We start from the raw sequence: 15,623 nt of genomic DNA, 5'->3' as shown, positions 1-15,623 counted from the left end.
ACGATGCGGACAACCCGGCATCCGTTGCGGCACTTACCGTCGCGGGCCTCGACGATGAACCAGCGCAAACCCGAATCGAGAACGTGCGCGACGATTATTCGCCGCGGCACCGTCTCATCGATCCTGACAGCACGTGGTTGCCGGCTCGGGCATCAGGCGAGCACTTGCCGCGCGGCAGCACTTTCATCGCGACGACGGAGGCAAGCGCCTGATCGCTGGCGGCACTCCATCAATGGAGCAGCGCTGTCGGCCTCTGGCCTGACCCGAGACCGCAGACCGACCCCGCAGCGACGCATCGAATATCGACGCACACCAGCGCGTTCCGCCGGATCAATACGGATGTACGCCAGCGTGGCCGGCTAGTCAGCGGCGAGAACCGCCGCCGCCGCCGCCACCGCCACCGCCGCCACCGCCGCCACCTACGGAGCCGCCCGAAGACGCTCCGCCCTTGGAGCCACCCGAAGAGGCTCCACCAGCCGAGGCACCGCTCGAGGAAGCACCGCCTGACGATGCACCACTGGAGGACGCACCACCAGACGACGCGCCACCGGAGGACGCGCCACTGTCGGCTCCACCACCGGACGCACCACCGCCCGACGCACCACCACCGGACGCACCACCACCGGACGCACCACCACCTGATGCACCGCCACCCGACGCACCACCACCGGACGCACCACCACCCGACGCACCACCACCTGAGGCTCCGCCACCCGACGCACCGCCACCTGACGCATTGCCGTCGGCTCCACCGCCGGATGCACCACCACCGGACGCACCACCATCAGATTCGCCGCCGGACGCGCCACCACCGGTCGAACCACCGCCACCGGTCGAAGCGCCACCGCCGGACGCGCCACCACCGGACGCGCCGCCGGAAGAATCTGTGCCGCCGGTGGTTCCACCGCCGGCCGAACCTCCTGACGCACCGCCGTCAGCGCTTCCGCCGGTCGGCGCTTCTCCCGGGGTGCTTCCACCAGGATGGGAAGCTGGTGTGTCGGTATTCGTTCCATCCGCCGAAGCAGATCCTCCGACTTCGGCAGAGGTACCACCGGTACTCGGTGCCGATGTCCCACCCGACGCGGGCGCGGTACCGGCCCCCGGAGCATGGCCAGGGTCTGTCGCACCGGGTGCGGTCGGAGTGCCCGGGGATTCCGGCGTGCCGGGGGTCGAGATCGGTCCGTTGTGGGGAAGTTCGGGCGTGCCGGGTTCGGCCGGGGTGTTCTGGGGTCGGTCGGGCTTCTGGCCGAAGGGCAAGGGGTTGATGAAGCGGGCCGGGTCGCCGTAGGTGGTGCGGGCCAGGAACGGCGACTTGCAGTCGTCGCGGAGGTCCTGACGCCCGAGAACGCCACGGTCGGCGCCGCTACCGTTGTGCGCGCCGGGACGTGATTTACCGCCGGGCACTGACGCGGGAGCGATGAAGTTCTCATAGGCGCTGCGCGCCGCGGCCACGCCCGCGACCTGGATGCGGCCGGTGACCGGGTCGATCTCGCTGACCAGGCCTGCGGTTCGAGCCGCGAGGAGGTCGGCACTCATGTCGTAGAGCAGCGCGTCGACCGGGGCGTCGAGAACGGGGAAACGGTCGAGGACCGGCATCAGGCCGGGATCGAAGGGGCTGCCGAACACCGTCATCGCCGACATGGCGAGCGCGGAAACGACTGCCGCGCTGGAGAACACCGCGACGTGCGGCACCGGACCACCGCTCTGCTGCTCGGGTGCGAAGGTGCGAGCCGCCAAACCCGCTGCACCGGAAGCGATCACCTGACCGGGGTCGGCCACGGTGACGAGCGGAACACCGAGTTCGGCGAGGGTGCGGGCGACTTCGGGCGGGCGCGAGGCGCCGCCGACGACGAGGATGCGCGACAGGTCGGCCAACCGCAGGCCCGCCGCGGCGACGCTCTTGCTGACCAGCGGGAAGGTGTCGCGGATGTGTTCGGCTCGCAGCGCGTCGATGTTCACCATGGAGGTGAGGGTCTGGGTCGCGCGGCCGAGCCCTGGTCCACTCGCGTAACGGGCGACCATCTCACCGAGCGGCTTGCCACCGAAATCGGTAGACCGCGTGGGGGTTCCGACCATCGGGTGGTGCGGCCAGTCCGGTCCGACACGCAACACCGTGAGGTCGAGACTGGTGGCGCCCAGGTCGTAGACGAGCACGAAGCCCGGATCCAAGGGGCCGCGATCGATCTCCAGCCATTCCGCGGCGGCGACCGGTTCGGGCACCAGCAGGACCTCACCGGCGCCCGCGAGATGCAGCGCCTGGCCGAGTAAGGAGACCTGTTTGTCGGTGTAGACCGCCGGATAGGTCAAGACGATTCCGGCCGGTGTCTCGGCCAGTTCGATCAGGCCGGTGACCACGGCGGCGATCAGATTGGTCGCCGAGTAGAAGCGCCCACCCATCACCATCGGCTCCGGCTCGCGGGTCAGATCCGCGAAATCCGTGATCGCCGAGGCGAATTCGTTGATCGCGCCGATGCGGGGCCTACCCGCGTCGTCGAATGTCAGTGCGGTGCGTCGTGTGCGCACCGCCGGTTTGGCCGGATCATCGGCGACTACCGCCGAAATCGCATTGACCGCACCGATACTCAAGCCCAGACCTCTGGTCATGTTTTTGCTATCCCGTCAACGCACCGTGACCACGTCCAGCACGCGAGCGCACCATGTGGCCGCGGTCGTCTTCCAAACAGCTCGCCTAGATTAACTGGCACGTCCGCGAATTGCTGCCAGATTGATACGGAATCCGCAACCATGCGCCACCACAAGGTGATTCATGCAGGTGAGATCGTTGAAGGTTAAATATCCACCCCCCTGAACGTGCTACCGATGATGCACAGACTCCGAGAGACAGCTACCTGCGAGTAATCGGACAGAGCGCCCAATAGATACATTCCTATGGTTTGTTATCCCGGGCAATAAGCACACTTACCGACCGGTAACCAATTCATTTACTACCGGGATGATTTCCCAGACGGCGAATCACATTCCCTCATAATGCAATTGACCCACTAACTGGTGACACGTCAACACAGCGACCGATTCCGACCAGCACGGCCCAGTGCCCGCCGGTTGACCGAAAGAACGGACAGATACCGTAGAAACGCCGAAAGCCCGCAGCGTCTGCCAGTGACGTTGCGGGCTTTCGGTTTCAGATGATCAGCTGCGAGCGAACAGTCGCCTCACCGAACGCTCGCGCGGCACCGCGGCGCCACCGGCGACCGCCTGCGGGCGACGGGCGCGAACCAGTCGGTCGAACTCCTGCGCGTCACGAGTGGGCTCGCGCAGCGTGCCACCGTTGAAATCGTCGGCGAGCTGCTGCACGGTCTCCTGTGCACACGACTTGTTGGTACCGATGAAGCCGGTCGGGCCGCGCTTGATCCAGCCGGTCACATAGGTGCCGGGGAAGACCTCGCCGCCAGGGGCGGTGAGCACCCGGCCCGCGTCGTTCGGGATCACCGCGCGGGCGTCGTCGAACGGCAGATCCGCGGTCGGCACGCCTCGGTAACCCACCGAGGTGAGCACGACACCAGCCTCGAGAAGCGTGGTATCGCCGGTCGGCCTGGCGGCCACCCGACCTTCGGCGTCGGTGACGAGCTCGTTGCGCTCCACCCGCACCCCGGTGACCGTGTCGGTGCCGACGATCTCCACCGGCGAGGACAGGTAGCGGAACACGATGCGCTTGCGCGCGCCGAACGGGCGATTCGCGACGCTGTGCAGCAGGCGCAGCTTCTGCTCGACCTTGTAGGGCAGATCGGGCGTGACCGCGGGCAGTTCACCCTCGATCGCGATGTCGATGTCGGCGGCCACCAGGCCGACGAACTCGGGCACCGTGAAGGCCGATTCGGCCGGACCACGACGACCGAGGATCACGACCTCTTCGATCTTGCTCTCGCGCAATGCCTTCAGCGCGTACGGCGCGATGTCGGTGTCGGCGAGCAGGGCCGGATCGACGGTCAGGATGCGGGCGACGTCGAGGGCGACGTTGCCGTTGCCGACGATGACGACCCGCTTCTGGTCCAGATCGAAACGGTCGTCGGCGTGGTCGGGATGGCCGTTGTACCAGGCGACGAAGTCGGTGGCCGACACATTGCCCGCCAACCCCTCGCCCGGGATGTCGAGCTTACGATCCGAGGACGCGCCGACGGCGTAGATCACCCCGTGGAAGTGCTCGAGCAGCTCGGCATGGCTGATGTGCTTGCCGATCTCGACATCGAGGTAGGTACCGAAGTCGTCCTGCTTCGACATGATGTCGAACAGATCCGCGACCTTGCGGGTGTGCTTGTGATCGGGCGCGACGCCGAGGCGGGCCAGACCGTAGGCCTGCGGCAGACGATCGAACATCGTGACCGCGACGCCGGGCTGGGTGAGCAGTTCGTCGGCGGCGTACATCGCCGACGGGCCCGACCCCACGATGGCGACACGCAGCGGGGAGCGCTGGGTGTCGATCGCGGGCGGCATCACCGGTGTGGCCAACGTCGGCCGGTCGCGCTGCACGCGGTAGAAGTCGGCGTTGATCTCGATGAACGGTTTCTGTTCGTCGGTCAGCTTCTTCGACGAGGTGATGGCATCGACGGGGCATGCGGTGGCACAGGCACCACAGTCCACGCAGGACGAAGGATCGACGTAGAGCATTTCCGCGGTACGGAAATCCGGCTCGTCCGGCGTGGGATGAATGCAGTTGACCGGGCACGCGTAGACGCACGAGGCGTCACTACAGCATGACTGGGTGACAACGTATGGCATCGATCTGCCGTCTCAGGCGGCGTGCTTGGCGGAGCGCTTGGGCTCCGAACGGTACCGGCTGGAGGGGCCGTCGATACCGAGCAGCTTCCACACCCTGCGCGCGACCGGGTTCATCAACCCGATCTCCTCGGCCAACGCACGCACGTCGACGTAGTAATCGGCGAAGGTCCGCTTCGATTCCTTGGAACCGTAGAACAGATCCTTACGCACCTCGGCGGGCATATCGAACTGCTTGAAGAACGTCTTCGGCGGCGTCGCGATCGCGCGACCGAGGATGAACATCACGATCGGCATAGCGATCGAGAGCACAGCCTTGTTCACCGCGGGCTGGGCGGGCACGTTCTTCTTCAAGAACTCGTGAGCGAAGGAGATATGACGAGCTTCCTCGGCCACATGGATCGCCATCACCCCACGCATGATCGGGTGGATATCGTCACCCGAGCGCAGGATGTCCTTCTGGATATGGTCGATCGGCTCCTCACCGGCGAGCACGGCCATGAAGAAGAAGTTCGGGAACAACGCACCGGCCGGCGCGGCCAGATGACGCAACTGACGCACGAGCGGGTTCATACCCGGCACGTCGGCGACGCGGTTCACCATCTCCTGGAACATCAGAGTGTGGTTGTGCTCTTCGATCATCTCGTGCGAGCAGTACCGGAACTCCGGGTCGTTGTTGTCCAGATTGAAGATGTGCTGCATCATGCCGATGATCAGGATGGCCTCGAACTGCAGGCCGACCTTGGCGACGTTGGCCTGACGGACCTTGCCGATCTCGATCTTCTTCTCCAGCGGCAGCGCCTGGTACCAGGGGTGGCGACCGATGGGATCGGCCGAGGTCACCAGGACCCAACGCTCGGGCTTGCAGTTCGGATCGAAGTCGGGGGCGTCCCAGTCGATGTCCTCGAACGGGTCGAAGTGGCGATCGACCGATGCCTCGGACAGCATCAGCAACTTCTCGGCGTACGCCTGAGCCTCCGCGACTACAGGATCGACGTCAGGGGTGGTGGGCGCAGACATCGTCGTCACTGCCTCTCCTCTAGGGACGTTTACTGTTTCCAATGGTTACACCTACAGCGAGTCACGTCAACTCTGCGCATTGCCGGATTTTGCGTGTTCGGCGCGTCGAAAGCCCTGTTGAGAAAGCTACTGGCCAGTAAAAGCGCTTCTACCTGTGACACTGCGTCATGCACAGTCTGCGACAGCCTGTAGTGGGACGCGGAAAATAGTTGTCCACCGAGCGCGTCGCTCAGGCCGACGGACCGCCGGTACCGGTTACCTGCGCCGATTCGCGTCCGGTGGCGGATCGCGGACCATCGGCGAATCCCCCGACAACGCGACCGGGGCCCCGCGACGTATGTCGCGGGGCCCCGGGTCGCAGCAGGGTGGATCAGGCGTGGGGAAGGTCCGGGATCCGGGTGGCACGGGCATAGACCGTCTCGCCCTCGGTCAGGTGTAGCGCCGCGGCGTCGCCACGGGTGACCTGGGCGGCGAACTGGTCGCCGGTCGCGGCATTGCGCAGTTCCAGGCGCACCTCGAAACCGAGACGCACGATCCGCTCGACCGTGGCCCTGGTGACGCCCGCCGATTCGGCGGTGCCCTCGTGTTCGGCCAGCGCCATGCTCGGATCGCGGCCGACACGGATGTCGTGCGGGCGGACCAGATGACCGTTGAGCCGGGCGACCGCGCCGAGGAACGACATCACGAACTCGTTGGCGGGCCGGTCGTAGACCTCCTCGGGCGAGCCGACCTGCTCGATACGGCCCTTGTTCATCACCGCGATCCGGTCGGCCACATCCAGGGCCTCCTCCTGGTCGTGGGTGACCAGCACGGTGGTCACGTGGACCTCGTCGTGCAACCTGCGCAGCCACTGCCGCAGATCGGTGCGCACTTTGGCGTCGAGCGCGCCGAACGGCTCGTCGAGCAGCAGCACCTGCGGGTCGACAGCCAGCGCGCGGGCCAGTGCCATGCGCTGACGCTGACCGCCGGAGAGCTGCGCCGGGTAACGGTGCTGGAAACCGTCGAGACCGACGATGCCGAGCAGTTCGTCGACGCGCTTGTCGATCTCCTTCTTCGGCCGCTTGCGGATGGTCAGGCCGAAGGCGACGTTGTCGCGCACGGTCATGTGCTTGAACGCGGCATAGTGCTGGAACACGAAGCCGATATCGCGCTTCTGCGGCGCCACGTGGGTGACGTCGTTGCCCGCGATCACCACCACGCCCGAATCGAGGGACTCGAGGCCGGCGATCGAGCGCAGCAGCGTCGACTTGCCCGAGCCCGACGGTCCGAGCAAGGCGGTGAGCTGGCCTGCGGGGATGTCGATGCTGACATCGTCGAGGGCGGCGAAGGAACCGTAGTTCTTGCGGCCGTTGGTCACGGTGATCATTCGGTACCCCGCTTGCGTTCGAGGAGAGTCATCAGGAGGAGTACGACCAAGGCCATGCCCATCAGCAGCGTGGCCGCGCTGTAGGCGCCGAAGGTGTTGTGGTCGTCGATGTAGCGGCCGTGGACCAACAGCGTCAGCGTCTGCGACCGGCCCGGCATCGCGGTGGAGACCATGATCACCGCACCGAACTCGCCGAGCGCGCGTGCCACGGTGAGCACGACGCCGTAGGTCAGACCCCAGCGGATGGCGGGCAGGGTGATCCGCCAGAACGTCTGCCAGCGCGAGGCGCCGAGGGTGGCCGCGGCCTGCTCCTGATCGTCACCGATCTCGTGCAGCACCGGCTCCACCTCGCGCACCACGAACGGCAGCGTGACGAAGATGGTCGCGATCACCATGCCGGGCAGGCTGAAGATCACCTTGAAACCGAGTGACTCCAGCCCACCGAACCAGCCGCCCGCACCCCACAGCAGGATCAGTGACACACCGACGACGACCGGCGACACCGCGAACGGCAGGTCGACGATGCCCTGCATCAGGCTGCGGCCGGGGAACTTGCTCCGGACCAGCGCCAGCGCCGTCACCACGCCGAAGACCACGTTCAACGGCACCACGATGATCACGATGATCATCGACAGCTGGAACGCCGAGATGGCCGCGGGCGTGGTGATCGACTCGATGAACGCGCCGATCCCCCGCTCGAACGTGCGCAGCAGGATGATCACCAGCGGCAGCACCAGCAGGATCAGCAGGTAGGCCAGCGCGACCGTGCGCAGCGAGATCCTGGTGAACGCGGACAGTTTCATCGAGCCGCCTCTTCCTTGCGCGACGTGCGTTCGGCGAGGATCCGCAGCACCAGCAGGCTGACGAACGAGATCGCCAGCAGCACCACCGACACCGCGGCGGCGTTGACCGGCCGGTCGACTTCGATCTGCTGCTGGATGTACTGCGAGGTCATCTGGGTCTCGCGCGGGATGTTGCCACCGATCAGCACCACCGAGCCGTATTCGCCGATCGCCCTGGCGAAGGCGAGGCCGCCGCCGGAGATGATCGCCGGAGCCAGGGTGGGCAGCACGATGCGGCGGAAGGTGACCCAGTTGCTCGCGCCGAGGGAAAGCGAAGCCTGCTCCACTTCCTTGTCGACCTCGATCAGCACCGGCTGTACCGATCGCACGACGAACGGCAACGTCACGAAAGCCAGCGCCACCACCAGACCGGCCTGGGTGGCGTTGAGATGGATGTCGACCGGGCTGTTCGGGCCGTAGAGCGAGAGCAGCACGATCGAGGCCACGATCGTGGGCAGCGCGAACGGGAGGTCGATCAGCCCGTTGACGATGCCCTTGCCGGGGAACTCGTCGCGCACCAGCACCCAGGCGATCAGGGTGCCCATCACGACATTGATCACGGCGACGATCACCGAGACGCCGACCGTGATGCGCAGCGAGTCGACCGCCGAGGGCGCGGTGACCGCGTCCCAGAAGCCCGACCAGCCGTCTTCGAAGGAACTGACGGTGAGCGCGGCCAGCGGCAGCAGCACGATGATGCTGAGCCACATCACGGCGACGCCGATGCCGAACGGGCCCACCGAGCCGGTGACGCGCAGCCACGACCAGCGGGGTCCGCGCGGGGTCGGCGGCTTTTTGTCCAGTTTCACGGCCACGCCGGAATCGGGGGTTTCCCCGGTCCCGGCGGGCCCACTGCTGTCAGTCACAGTTTTCCAGTATCACGTGTGAGCCGGGTCACCGACTACTTGGTGGCCTTGTCGTAGATGACAGCGACCTTGCCGGTGCCCTGCGCGAACAGATCCTTGTCGACGGCCTTCCAGCCACCGAGGTCATCGATGGTCCACAGCTTGGCCGGGGTCGGGAAGTCCTTGGCGAACTCGGCGGCGACCTTCGGATCCACCGGGCGGAAGCCGGCCTGCGCCCACGCCTTCTGGCCTTCGGCGGTGAACAGGAAGTCGCGGAACGCGGTGGCCTTGGCCAGGTTCTTGGAGTTCTTCAGCACGGCGACCGGGTTCTCGATCTTGAAGGTGGTCGGCGGGTTGATGTGCTCGATCGGGTCGCCGTTGCGCTCGGAGAAGATGGCCTCGTTCTCGTAGCTCAGCAGCACGTCGCCGGTGCCCTGGAGGAAGGTCTCGGTGGCTTCGCGGCCCGACTTGGGCTGCACCTTCACGTGTTCGGGCGAGATCAGCTGCGACAGGTAGCCCAGACCGGCCTGCTGGTTCTTGCCGCCGTCGCTCTTGGCGGCGTAGGGCGCGAGCAGGTTCCACTTGGCCGAGCCCGAGCTGAACGGGTTCGGGGTGACGACCTCGACACCCGGCTTCAGCAGGTCGTCCCAGTCCTTGATGCCCTTGGGGTTGCCCTTGCGGACCACCAGGGTGACGACCGAGCCGAAGGGGATGCCCTTGGTGGCGTCGGCGTTCCAGGTGGACTCGACCAGGCCGGCGTCGACCAGGCGGGTGATGTCGGGCTCGACGGAGAAGTTCACGACGTCGGCCTCGGCGCCGTCCTTGACCTTGCGCGACTGGTCGCCCGAGGCGCCGTAGGAGGCCTGGATCTGCACACCCTTGCCCGCGTCGGTCTTGTTGAACTCGGGCACGACCTTGTCGAAGCCCGGCTTCGGGACGGCGTAGGCGTAGAGGTTGAGGGTGCCCCCGCTGCCGTCGGCCACGGCAGCGCCGCCGTCGGTCGAGTCGCTGGCGCCACCGCCGCAGGCGGTCAGGGCGACCGCGGCGACAGCAGTGACAGCGATGGCGGCGGCGCGGCGGCGCGAGCCGATCCAGGTGTTGCGAGACATCGGGGTGAACCTTTCGGGAAAGGACCTGCGGCACAACGATTTTCGTGGCCGTAGGGAGTGCTCATGTCGATCGGTAGACCTGCCGCGTATGGATACGCGACAGTTGGCGCGACTCGGGCCCATCGGCCTCCGGAGTTACGGACAACGACTGCGAAAGGAAAGCGCGCGCCAGTCTACTGGGCAGAAACGCGCAGACGAGTCCGGTAGCCGATCATCGACAGAGGATGTCCGCGACCGCGAGGTTGCCGACAGCGATCAACGCCAACTCATGGCGGATCTGCGGGGCGACACTCGACGACACAGGCAGACTGTAGCAGATTGCGCCATGATGATCGCAATCGACGAGAGTTCTCTAACCAGGGGGGATTTCATCCTATGACCATGGCTCCAGACCGGGTGCGCACGCGTTTGCCGGAGATCAGCACGCGCGCTTGGGAACACCCGGCCGACCGCACCGCACTCGTGGCGCTGCGCTCGCTCAGCGGCTTCGACACGGTGCTGCGGGCGCTGTCGGGATTGCTGCGGGAGCGTCAGCACCGGTTGATGTATCTGGCCACCGCGGTGCGCGTCGACGATCGACAGTTCCGCACGCTGCACCAGTTGCGTGCGGATTGCATCGGCGTGCTCGACGCGCAGTCGACGCCGGAGATGTTCGTGCTGCAGGACCCGTCGGTGAACGCGTTCACGATCGGGATGGACAAGCCGTTCATCGTGCTCACCACCGGCCTGCTCGAACTGTTGGACACCGAGGAACTGCGGTTCGTCGTCGGCCACGAACTCGGGCACGCGCTGTCGGGGCATGCGGTGTACCGCACGATGCTCATGCACCTGATGCGCCTGTCGGCCTCGGTCGGCTGGATGCCGGTCGGCGGTTGGGCGCTGCGGGCGATCGTGGCGGCGCTGATGGAGTGGAGCCGCAAGTCGCAGCTGTCCGGAGACCGGGCGGGCCTGCTGTGCTGCCAGGACGTGGAGGCCTCGGTCCGGGTGCACATGAAAACCGCCGGCGGCGTGTGGCTGCACGAGATGAACCACGGCGCGTTCCTCGACCAGGCCGACGATTACATGCGCTCGGGCGACCTGCGCGACGGCGTGCTCAAGCTGCTCAACCTGGAGCTGCAGTCCCACCCGTTCTCGGTGCTGCGCGCGGCCGAGCTGCGCCGCTGGATCCAGTCCGGCGACTACGAGCGGGTGCTCGGCGGCAGCTACCCGCGTCGCGAGCAGGACAAGAACGCGAGTATCAGCGACGAGGTCAAGGAGGCGGCGCGCCACTATCGCGAGACATTCGATCAGTCCGAGGACATGCTGGTTCGCACGGTCCGTGATCTCGGCCGCGACGTGGGCTCGGCGGTGAACACGGTCGGCCAGGAATTCGGGCGGACGGTTACCGACCTCGGCAAACGGTTCGACGACTGGCGTAAGAACTAGCCGCTGGGTCGGCGCGGGCGATCGCCCGCGCCGGTCACCGCGTGAAGAACCAGGCGATGACGACGAGAACGAGCAGGGCGATGAGCGCGAGCTGAACGCGAGAACGTGGCATCAGCGGGCACCGCTGCCGACAGTGGGGCGTTCGGCGAGGGTGACCGGCATCGACGGTTCGATGCGATCGTCGCGGCGCAGTACCCGGAAGGCCATGCGCAAGCCACGGTCGAGCAGGAAGGCGATGGCGAAGCTGATCGGGACCATGCCGACCAGCACCACGAGAAACTGGGGAATGAAGGGCAGCCCGGCTACCCAGAGTTCGAAGCCGTCCCACCAACCTGCGATGCGTTGCACGTCGCCCAGCCTAGTCGGTCACCGTGACCGCCCTTGCCGTCCGCATCGGGTGCGGGAGAATTCCGGGCCACAACCAGCCGATCGACCGCGACCGCCGACTACAGCGGTGGACGCGCGCCCGTACCGCCGTGATGATGGGGTATGGAGTCTTCCAGCGCTGACAGCCTGCCGATTCTGAGTCCGGTCTCCGCCATCGGCCGCCGTGGCGCGTTTCCACCGATCGACGACTACGCCTTCCTGTCCGACTGCGAGACCAGTTGCCTGATCTCCAGCAGCGGCTCGGTGGAGTGGATGTGTGTGCCACGTCCCGACTCCCCCAGCGTCTTCGGCGCCATCCTGGACCGCAGCGCCGGGCATTTCCGGATCGGCCCCTACGGCAAGAATGTGCCGGCGGCACGGCGGTATCTGCCCGGCGGGATGATCCTGGAAACCACTTGGCAGACCGAAACCGGTTGGCTGATCGTGCGCGACACACTGGTACTCGGCCCGTGGCACAACAACAACGCCCGTTCCAAGACGCACCGACGCACCCCGATGGACTGGGACGCCGAACACGTCCTGTTGCGCACGGTCAAGTGTGTGAGCGGCACCGTCGAGGTCGAAATGAGCTGCCAGCCCTCGTTCGACTATCACCGGGGCGGAGCCAAGTGGGAGTACACGGGCAAGGTCTACGAGCAGGCGACCGCGCGGGCGTCGAGCGATCCCGAGAGCGGGCCGTCGCTGGTTCTCACCACCGATCTGCGCCTGGGCTTGGAGGGCAGGGAGGCGCGCGCCCGCACCAGGATGGCCGAGGGCGACGAGGTGTTCGTCGCGCTCACCTGGTCGGAACTGCCCGCGCCCGCCACCTACGACGAGGCCGCGCAGAAGATGTGGGCGACCACCGAGTGCTGGCGACGCTGGATCACCCAGGGTGATTTCCCCGACCATCCGTGGCGCAGCTTCCTGCAGCGCAGCGCGCTCACGCTCAAGGGCCTCACCTACGCGCCGACGGGTGCGCTACTCGCGGCCTCCACCACCTCACTTCCGGAAACCCCCGGCGGACACCGCAACTGGGACTACCGCTACACCTGGGTGCGCGACGCGAGTTTCGCGCTGTGGGGCCTGTACACCCTCGGTCTCGACCGCGAGGCCAACGACTTCTTCGCGTTCCTCGACGACGTCACCACCGGCGAGAACGGGGACGCGGTCCCCCTCCAGGTGCTCTACGGGATCGGTGGCGAACGCCACATCACCGAATACGAGCTGCCGAATCTGGCCGGCTACGACGGCGCACGCCCGGTCCGCATCGGCAACGCCGCCTACGACCAGGACCAGCACGACATCTGGGGCACCATGCTCGACGCGGTGTACCTGCACGTGAAATCGCGGGGGCAGGTGCCGGAATCGCTGTGGCCCCTGCTCGAACGCACCGTGCACGCGGCCATCGCCAACTGGCGCCGACCCGATCGCGGGATCTGGGAGGTGCGCGGCGAACCACAGAACTTCACCTCGTCGAAGGTGATGTGCTGGGTGGCGCTGGATCGTGGCGCGCGACTGGCGCAGTTGCACGGCCAGCACGAGCGCGCGGCCGAGTGGTTCGCGATCGCCGAGGAGATCCGCGAGGACGTCCTCGAATTCGGTGTCAACAAGGACGGCGTCTTCACCCAGACCTACGGCGGCGACACCCTCGACGCCTCGCTGCTGCTGGTGGTGCTGACCCGCTTCCTGCCGCCGGAAGACCCGCGCATCCGGGCGACGGTGCTCGCCATCGCCAACCATCTCACCGTCAACGGGCTGGTGCTGCGCTATCACACCGACACCACCGACGACGGCCTCGACGGCGAGGAGGGCACCTTCACGATCTGCTCGTTCTGGCTGGTCTCGGCGCTGGTGGAGATCGGCGAACTCGAACGGGCCACCAATCTGTGTGAGCGGCTGCTCGGACTGGCCAGCCCGCTGCGGCTCTACGCCGAGGAGATCGACTCACGCACCGGTCGGCACCTGGGCAATTTCCCCCAGGCTTTCACCCATCTGGCGCTGATCAACGCGGTGACCCACGTGATCCGGGCCGAGGATCAGCGCAACGCGGGTCAGTTCCAACCTGCGCACACACCGGCCAACCGGTCGTAGGGGATCAATACCCGAGACGTTCGGCGCGGGCTCGCAACCCGGCCACGGTGCGCAGGCCCGCGTCGATCTCGGTGATGCGCAGTTCGCGATGGTCGCCGTAGCGCAGGCCGGTTTCCTCGGCGGCGCGCAGGGCCTCGTCGGCGGTGCGGCCCACTTCGGCGGCGATCTCGGTGTAGTGGTCGCGCAGCACCCGCTGTAGTGCGCGCAGACGGTTCCGCGATTCCTTGCCCACCTGGAAGATCACGTCGTCGGCCAGGCGGGCGACAGCCACCTTGGCCTCGGCCTGCCTGCGCTGCTTGCGGTTCTTGCGATCGTCCCAGAGCGCGTTCACGCCGAGCAGCACACCCGCGCCCGCGGAGTACCAGTTGACCAGCGACATGCCGAGCAGACTGGTGGCCAGACCGACCATCAGGATGCCGCCGTAGGAACCACGCAGTGCGGTGAGCAGCTGTTGCCCCACACCGGCTTTGGCACTTTCCAGAGGTTCCAGCGGCTGGACCGGCTCCAGCACTTCGCCGGGGTTGGTCAGTCGCAGCTCGGGCAGCGGCGGAGTTCGGTTGTCGGGCGGGAACTTCGAGGCCACCTGCTCGGTGAGCTCGACGGCGCGGTAATGCGCCATCACGAAGTTCTCCTCGACCGCCTCACAGATGCGCGCGTCGAGTTCGGACGCGAAATCGGACCACTTGCGGGCGGGATCGGTGCGGGTGATCTCGGCCTCGGCCTCGCGGACCAGGCTGCGTAACCGGTGCCGCAGATCGTGTTCGATATCGGCGCTGAGCTCGGAACTGCCGTCGACGAGGGTGACCTGCCAGGTGGCGGTGCGCTGGCGTAGCTGATCGGCGGTGGTGCGCGCGGCGGCCAGGCGCTGGGTGATCTCGGCGCGCCTGCGCGGGTCGCGCAACGTGTCCGACTCGGCCCGCAGGGTGACGGTGAGCTGGTCGGTGATCAGCACGATATCGCGTACCGCGGCCGCCACGGCCACTGAATCAGCCTGGGCGACAACATATTCCCGCAGGTGATCGATGAGCTGGGGCACCCCCGACTCGGCATCGCGCTGCTGGTCGCCGCGCTCGGTGGCCTCACGATGCAGCAGAGCGGAAACGGGAGCCACCGCGAAGTTCAGCCCGGCACCGTCGAGCAGCGCCCGATTGCGCCGCTGGGTCAGCGACCAGTGCGGGTTGCGGTCGATCTTGGTGAGCACGCAGACCACCGACGGACACACCTGCTCGACCCGGCGCAGGTAGTCCAGCTGCGCTTCGGTGAGTTCGGCGGCGGAATCCGCGGCGTAGAGGACCACGTCGGCGGCGGCGATCATCGACCAGGCGGCCGCCTCGTGGGCGGTCGAACCCGGAGCGTCCATCACGACGAGACCGTCGGCCAGCAGGGCGCTCGGCTCGGCGAATTCGGCGCGCAGCACGCCGAGGGCGGTCAGCGCGGGCAGGGGGTTCAGCGGATCGACGGGTACCCGTTCGACTCGGCTGCCGGGCGCCGATTTCACCAGCGTCGCCTTCGGCGCCTGGCCGTATTCAACGATCACCGGAACGCTGGGCTTGCCCTCGGTGGCACTGACCGGAGAGCCGACCATGCTGTTCACCAGCGTGCTCATCCCCGCCTGCGGCTCACCGACGACGACGATCCGGACCCGTGGATCACTGAGCCTGGCCCGCACCATGCCGAGGCGGGCATCGAGATCGTTGCGGCCGCCCGAGCGGACCAGTTCCCGCAGTTCGTCGACCAGCGCGACAACGGGAGCCATCACATCCGGATGCTTCACCGTCGCGGTCTGCAGTCCGGCTGCGGCAGACAACTGTTCCTCACTCTCGTC

General features: G+C 66.9%; 12 protein-coding genes. 2 read left to right on the top strand and 10 right to left on the bottom strand.

Going from position 1 to position 15,623, the window contains the following annotated elements; genetic code table 11:
- Nucleotides 1-363: 363 nt before the first annotated feature.
- The 8 genes from QX204_RS05570 to QX204_RS34380 all read right to left on the bottom strand — a co-directional run bounded on the left by QX204_RS05570 (nt 364) and on the right by QX204_RS34380 (nt 10,217).
- The gene (locus QX204_RS05570) at nt 364-2,604 is read right to left on the bottom strand and encodes an Hsp70 family protein (protein WP_301905505.1); all 2,241 of its coding nucleotides are present in this window, start codon (nt 2,602-2,604) and stop codon (nt 364-366) included.
- A 546-nt stretch (nt 2,605-3,150) separates the two neighbouring features.
- Complete coding sequence (locus tag QX204_RS05565; RefSeq protein ID WP_301905504.1) at nt 3,151-4,737, bottom strand: FAD-dependent oxidoreductase; 1,587 nt, start codon at nt 4,735-4,737, stop codon at nt 3,151-3,153.
- Between the two features lie 12 nt (nt 4,738-4,749).
- Nucleotides 4,750-5,754: an AurF N-oxygenase family protein gene (locus QX204_RS05560; RefSeq protein WP_301907914.1), complete on the bottom strand. Its 1,005-nt coding sequence runs from the start codon at nt 5,752-5,754 to the stop codon at nt 4,750-4,752.
- A gap of 370 nt (nt 5,755-6,124) precedes the next feature.
- Nucleotides 6,125-7,120 carry a sulfate/molybdate ABC transporter ATP-binding protein gene (locus QX204_RS05555; protein WP_301905503.1) on the bottom strand — a complete coding sequence of 332 codons (996 nt, stop codon included), beginning with the start codon at nt 7,118-7,120 and terminating at the stop codon, nt 6,125-6,127.
- Nucleotides 7,117-7,923 carry a sulfate ABC transporter permease subunit CysW gene (cysW, locus tag QX204_RS05550; protein WP_301905502.1) on the bottom strand — a complete coding sequence of 269 codons (807 nt, stop codon included), beginning with the start codon at nt 7,921-7,923 and terminating at the stop codon, nt 7,117-7,119. The genes QX204_RS05555 and cysW overlap by 4 nt, the downstream gene beginning before the upstream one ends.
- A complete protein-coding gene (cysT, locus tag QX204_RS05545) occupies nt 7,920-8,765 on the bottom strand; it encodes a sulfate ABC transporter permease subunit CysT (protein ID WP_301907913.1) in 846 nt (281 codons plus the stop codon). The genes cysW and cysT overlap by 4 nt, the downstream gene beginning before the upstream one ends.
- A 98-nt stretch (nt 8,766-8,863) precedes the next feature.
- A complete protein-coding gene (locus QX204_RS05540) occupies nt 8,864-9,916 on the bottom strand; it encodes a sulfate ABC transporter substrate-binding protein (RefSeq protein ID WP_301905501.1) in 1,053 nt (350 codons plus the stop codon).
- A 211-nt stretch (nt 9,917-10,127) separates the two neighbouring features.
- Nucleotides 10,128-10,217, bottom strand: coding sequence for an Ms4533A family Cys-rich leader peptide (locus QX204_RS34380; RefSeq protein WP_019045829.1), 90 nt, complete (start codon nt 10,215-10,217; stop codon nt 10,128-10,130).
- Between the two features lie 74 nt (nt 10,218-10,291).
- Here QX204_RS34380 and QX204_RS05535 point away from each other — a divergent pair, with 74 nt between their 5' ends.
- Complete coding sequence (locus tag QX204_RS05535) at nt 10,292-11,341, top strand: M48 family metallopeptidase (RefSeq protein ID WP_301905500.1); 1,050 nt, start codon at nt 10,292-10,294, stop codon at nt 11,339-11,341.
- Nucleotides 11,342-11,452: 111 nt separating this feature from the next.
- Here QX204_RS05535 and QX204_RS05530 read toward each other — a convergent pair whose 3' ends face one another.
- Nucleotides 11,453-11,689, bottom strand: coding sequence for a hypothetical protein (locus QX204_RS05530; RefSeq protein WP_301905499.1), 237 nt, complete (start codon nt 11,687-11,689; stop codon nt 11,453-11,455).
- Between the two features lie 141 nt (nt 11,690-11,830).
- Here QX204_RS05530 and QX204_RS05525 point away from each other — a divergent pair, with 141 nt between their 5' ends.
- Nucleotides 11,831-13,798: a glycoside hydrolase family 15 protein gene (locus tag QX204_RS05525; RefSeq protein ID WP_301905498.1), complete on the top strand. Its 1,968-nt coding sequence runs from the start codon at nt 11,831-11,833 to the stop codon at nt 13,796-13,798.
- A gap of 4 nt (nt 13,799-13,802) precedes the next feature.
- Here QX204_RS05525 and QX204_RS05520 read toward each other — a convergent pair whose 3' ends face one another.
- Nucleotides 13,803-15,605, bottom strand: a complete 1,803-nt coding sequence (locus QX204_RS05520; RefSeq protein ID WP_301905497.1) for a P-loop NTPase family protein — start codon at nt 15,603-15,605, stop codon at nt 13,803-13,805.
- Nucleotides 15,606-15,623 lie beyond the last annotated feature (18 nt).

It is taken from the genome of Nocardia sp. PE-7 (assembly GCF_030486425.1).
GTDB classification, from domain to species: domain Bacteria; phylum Actinomycetota; class Actinomycetes; order Mycobacteriales; family Mycobacteriaceae; genus Nocardia; species Nocardia salmonicida_A.
Note: the sequence above shows the minus strand (reverse complement) of the source record. Positions and strands in the feature narration are given on the sequence as shown.

Bases quoted from the DNA above. Each gene is read 5' to 3' on its own strand.
- QX204_RS05570 (WP_301905505.1), bottom strand. From the start codon at position 2,604: ATGACCAGAGGTCTGGGCTTGAGTATCGGTGCGGTCAATGCGATTTCG.
- QX204_RS05565 (WP_301905504.1), bottom strand. From the start codon at position 4,737: ATGCCATACGTTGTCACCCAGTCATGCTGTAGTGACGCCTCGTGCGTC.
- QX204_RS05560 (WP_301907914.1), bottom strand. From the start codon at position 5,754: ATGTCTGCGCCCACCACCCCTGACGTCGATCCTGTAGTCGCGGAGGCT.
- QX204_RS05555 (WP_301905503.1), bottom strand. From the start codon at position 7,120: ATGATCACCGTGACCAACGGCCGCAAGAACTACGGTTCCTTCGCCGCC.
- cysW (WP_301905502.1), bottom strand. From the start codon at position 7,923: ATGAAACTGTCCGCGTTCACCAGGATCTCGCTGCGCACGGTCGCGCTG.
- QX204_RS05540 (WP_301905501.1), bottom strand. From the start codon at position 9,916: ATGTCTCGCAACACCTGGATCGGCTCGCGCCGCCGCGCCGCCGCCATC.
- QX204_RS05535 (WP_301905500.1), top strand. From the start codon at position 10,292: ATGACCATGGCTCCAGACCGGGTGCGCACGCGTTTGCCGGAGATCAGC.
- QX204_RS05525 (WP_301905498.1), top strand. From the start codon at position 11,831: ATGGAGTCTTCCAGCGCTGACAGCCTGCCGATTCTGAGTCCGGTCTCC.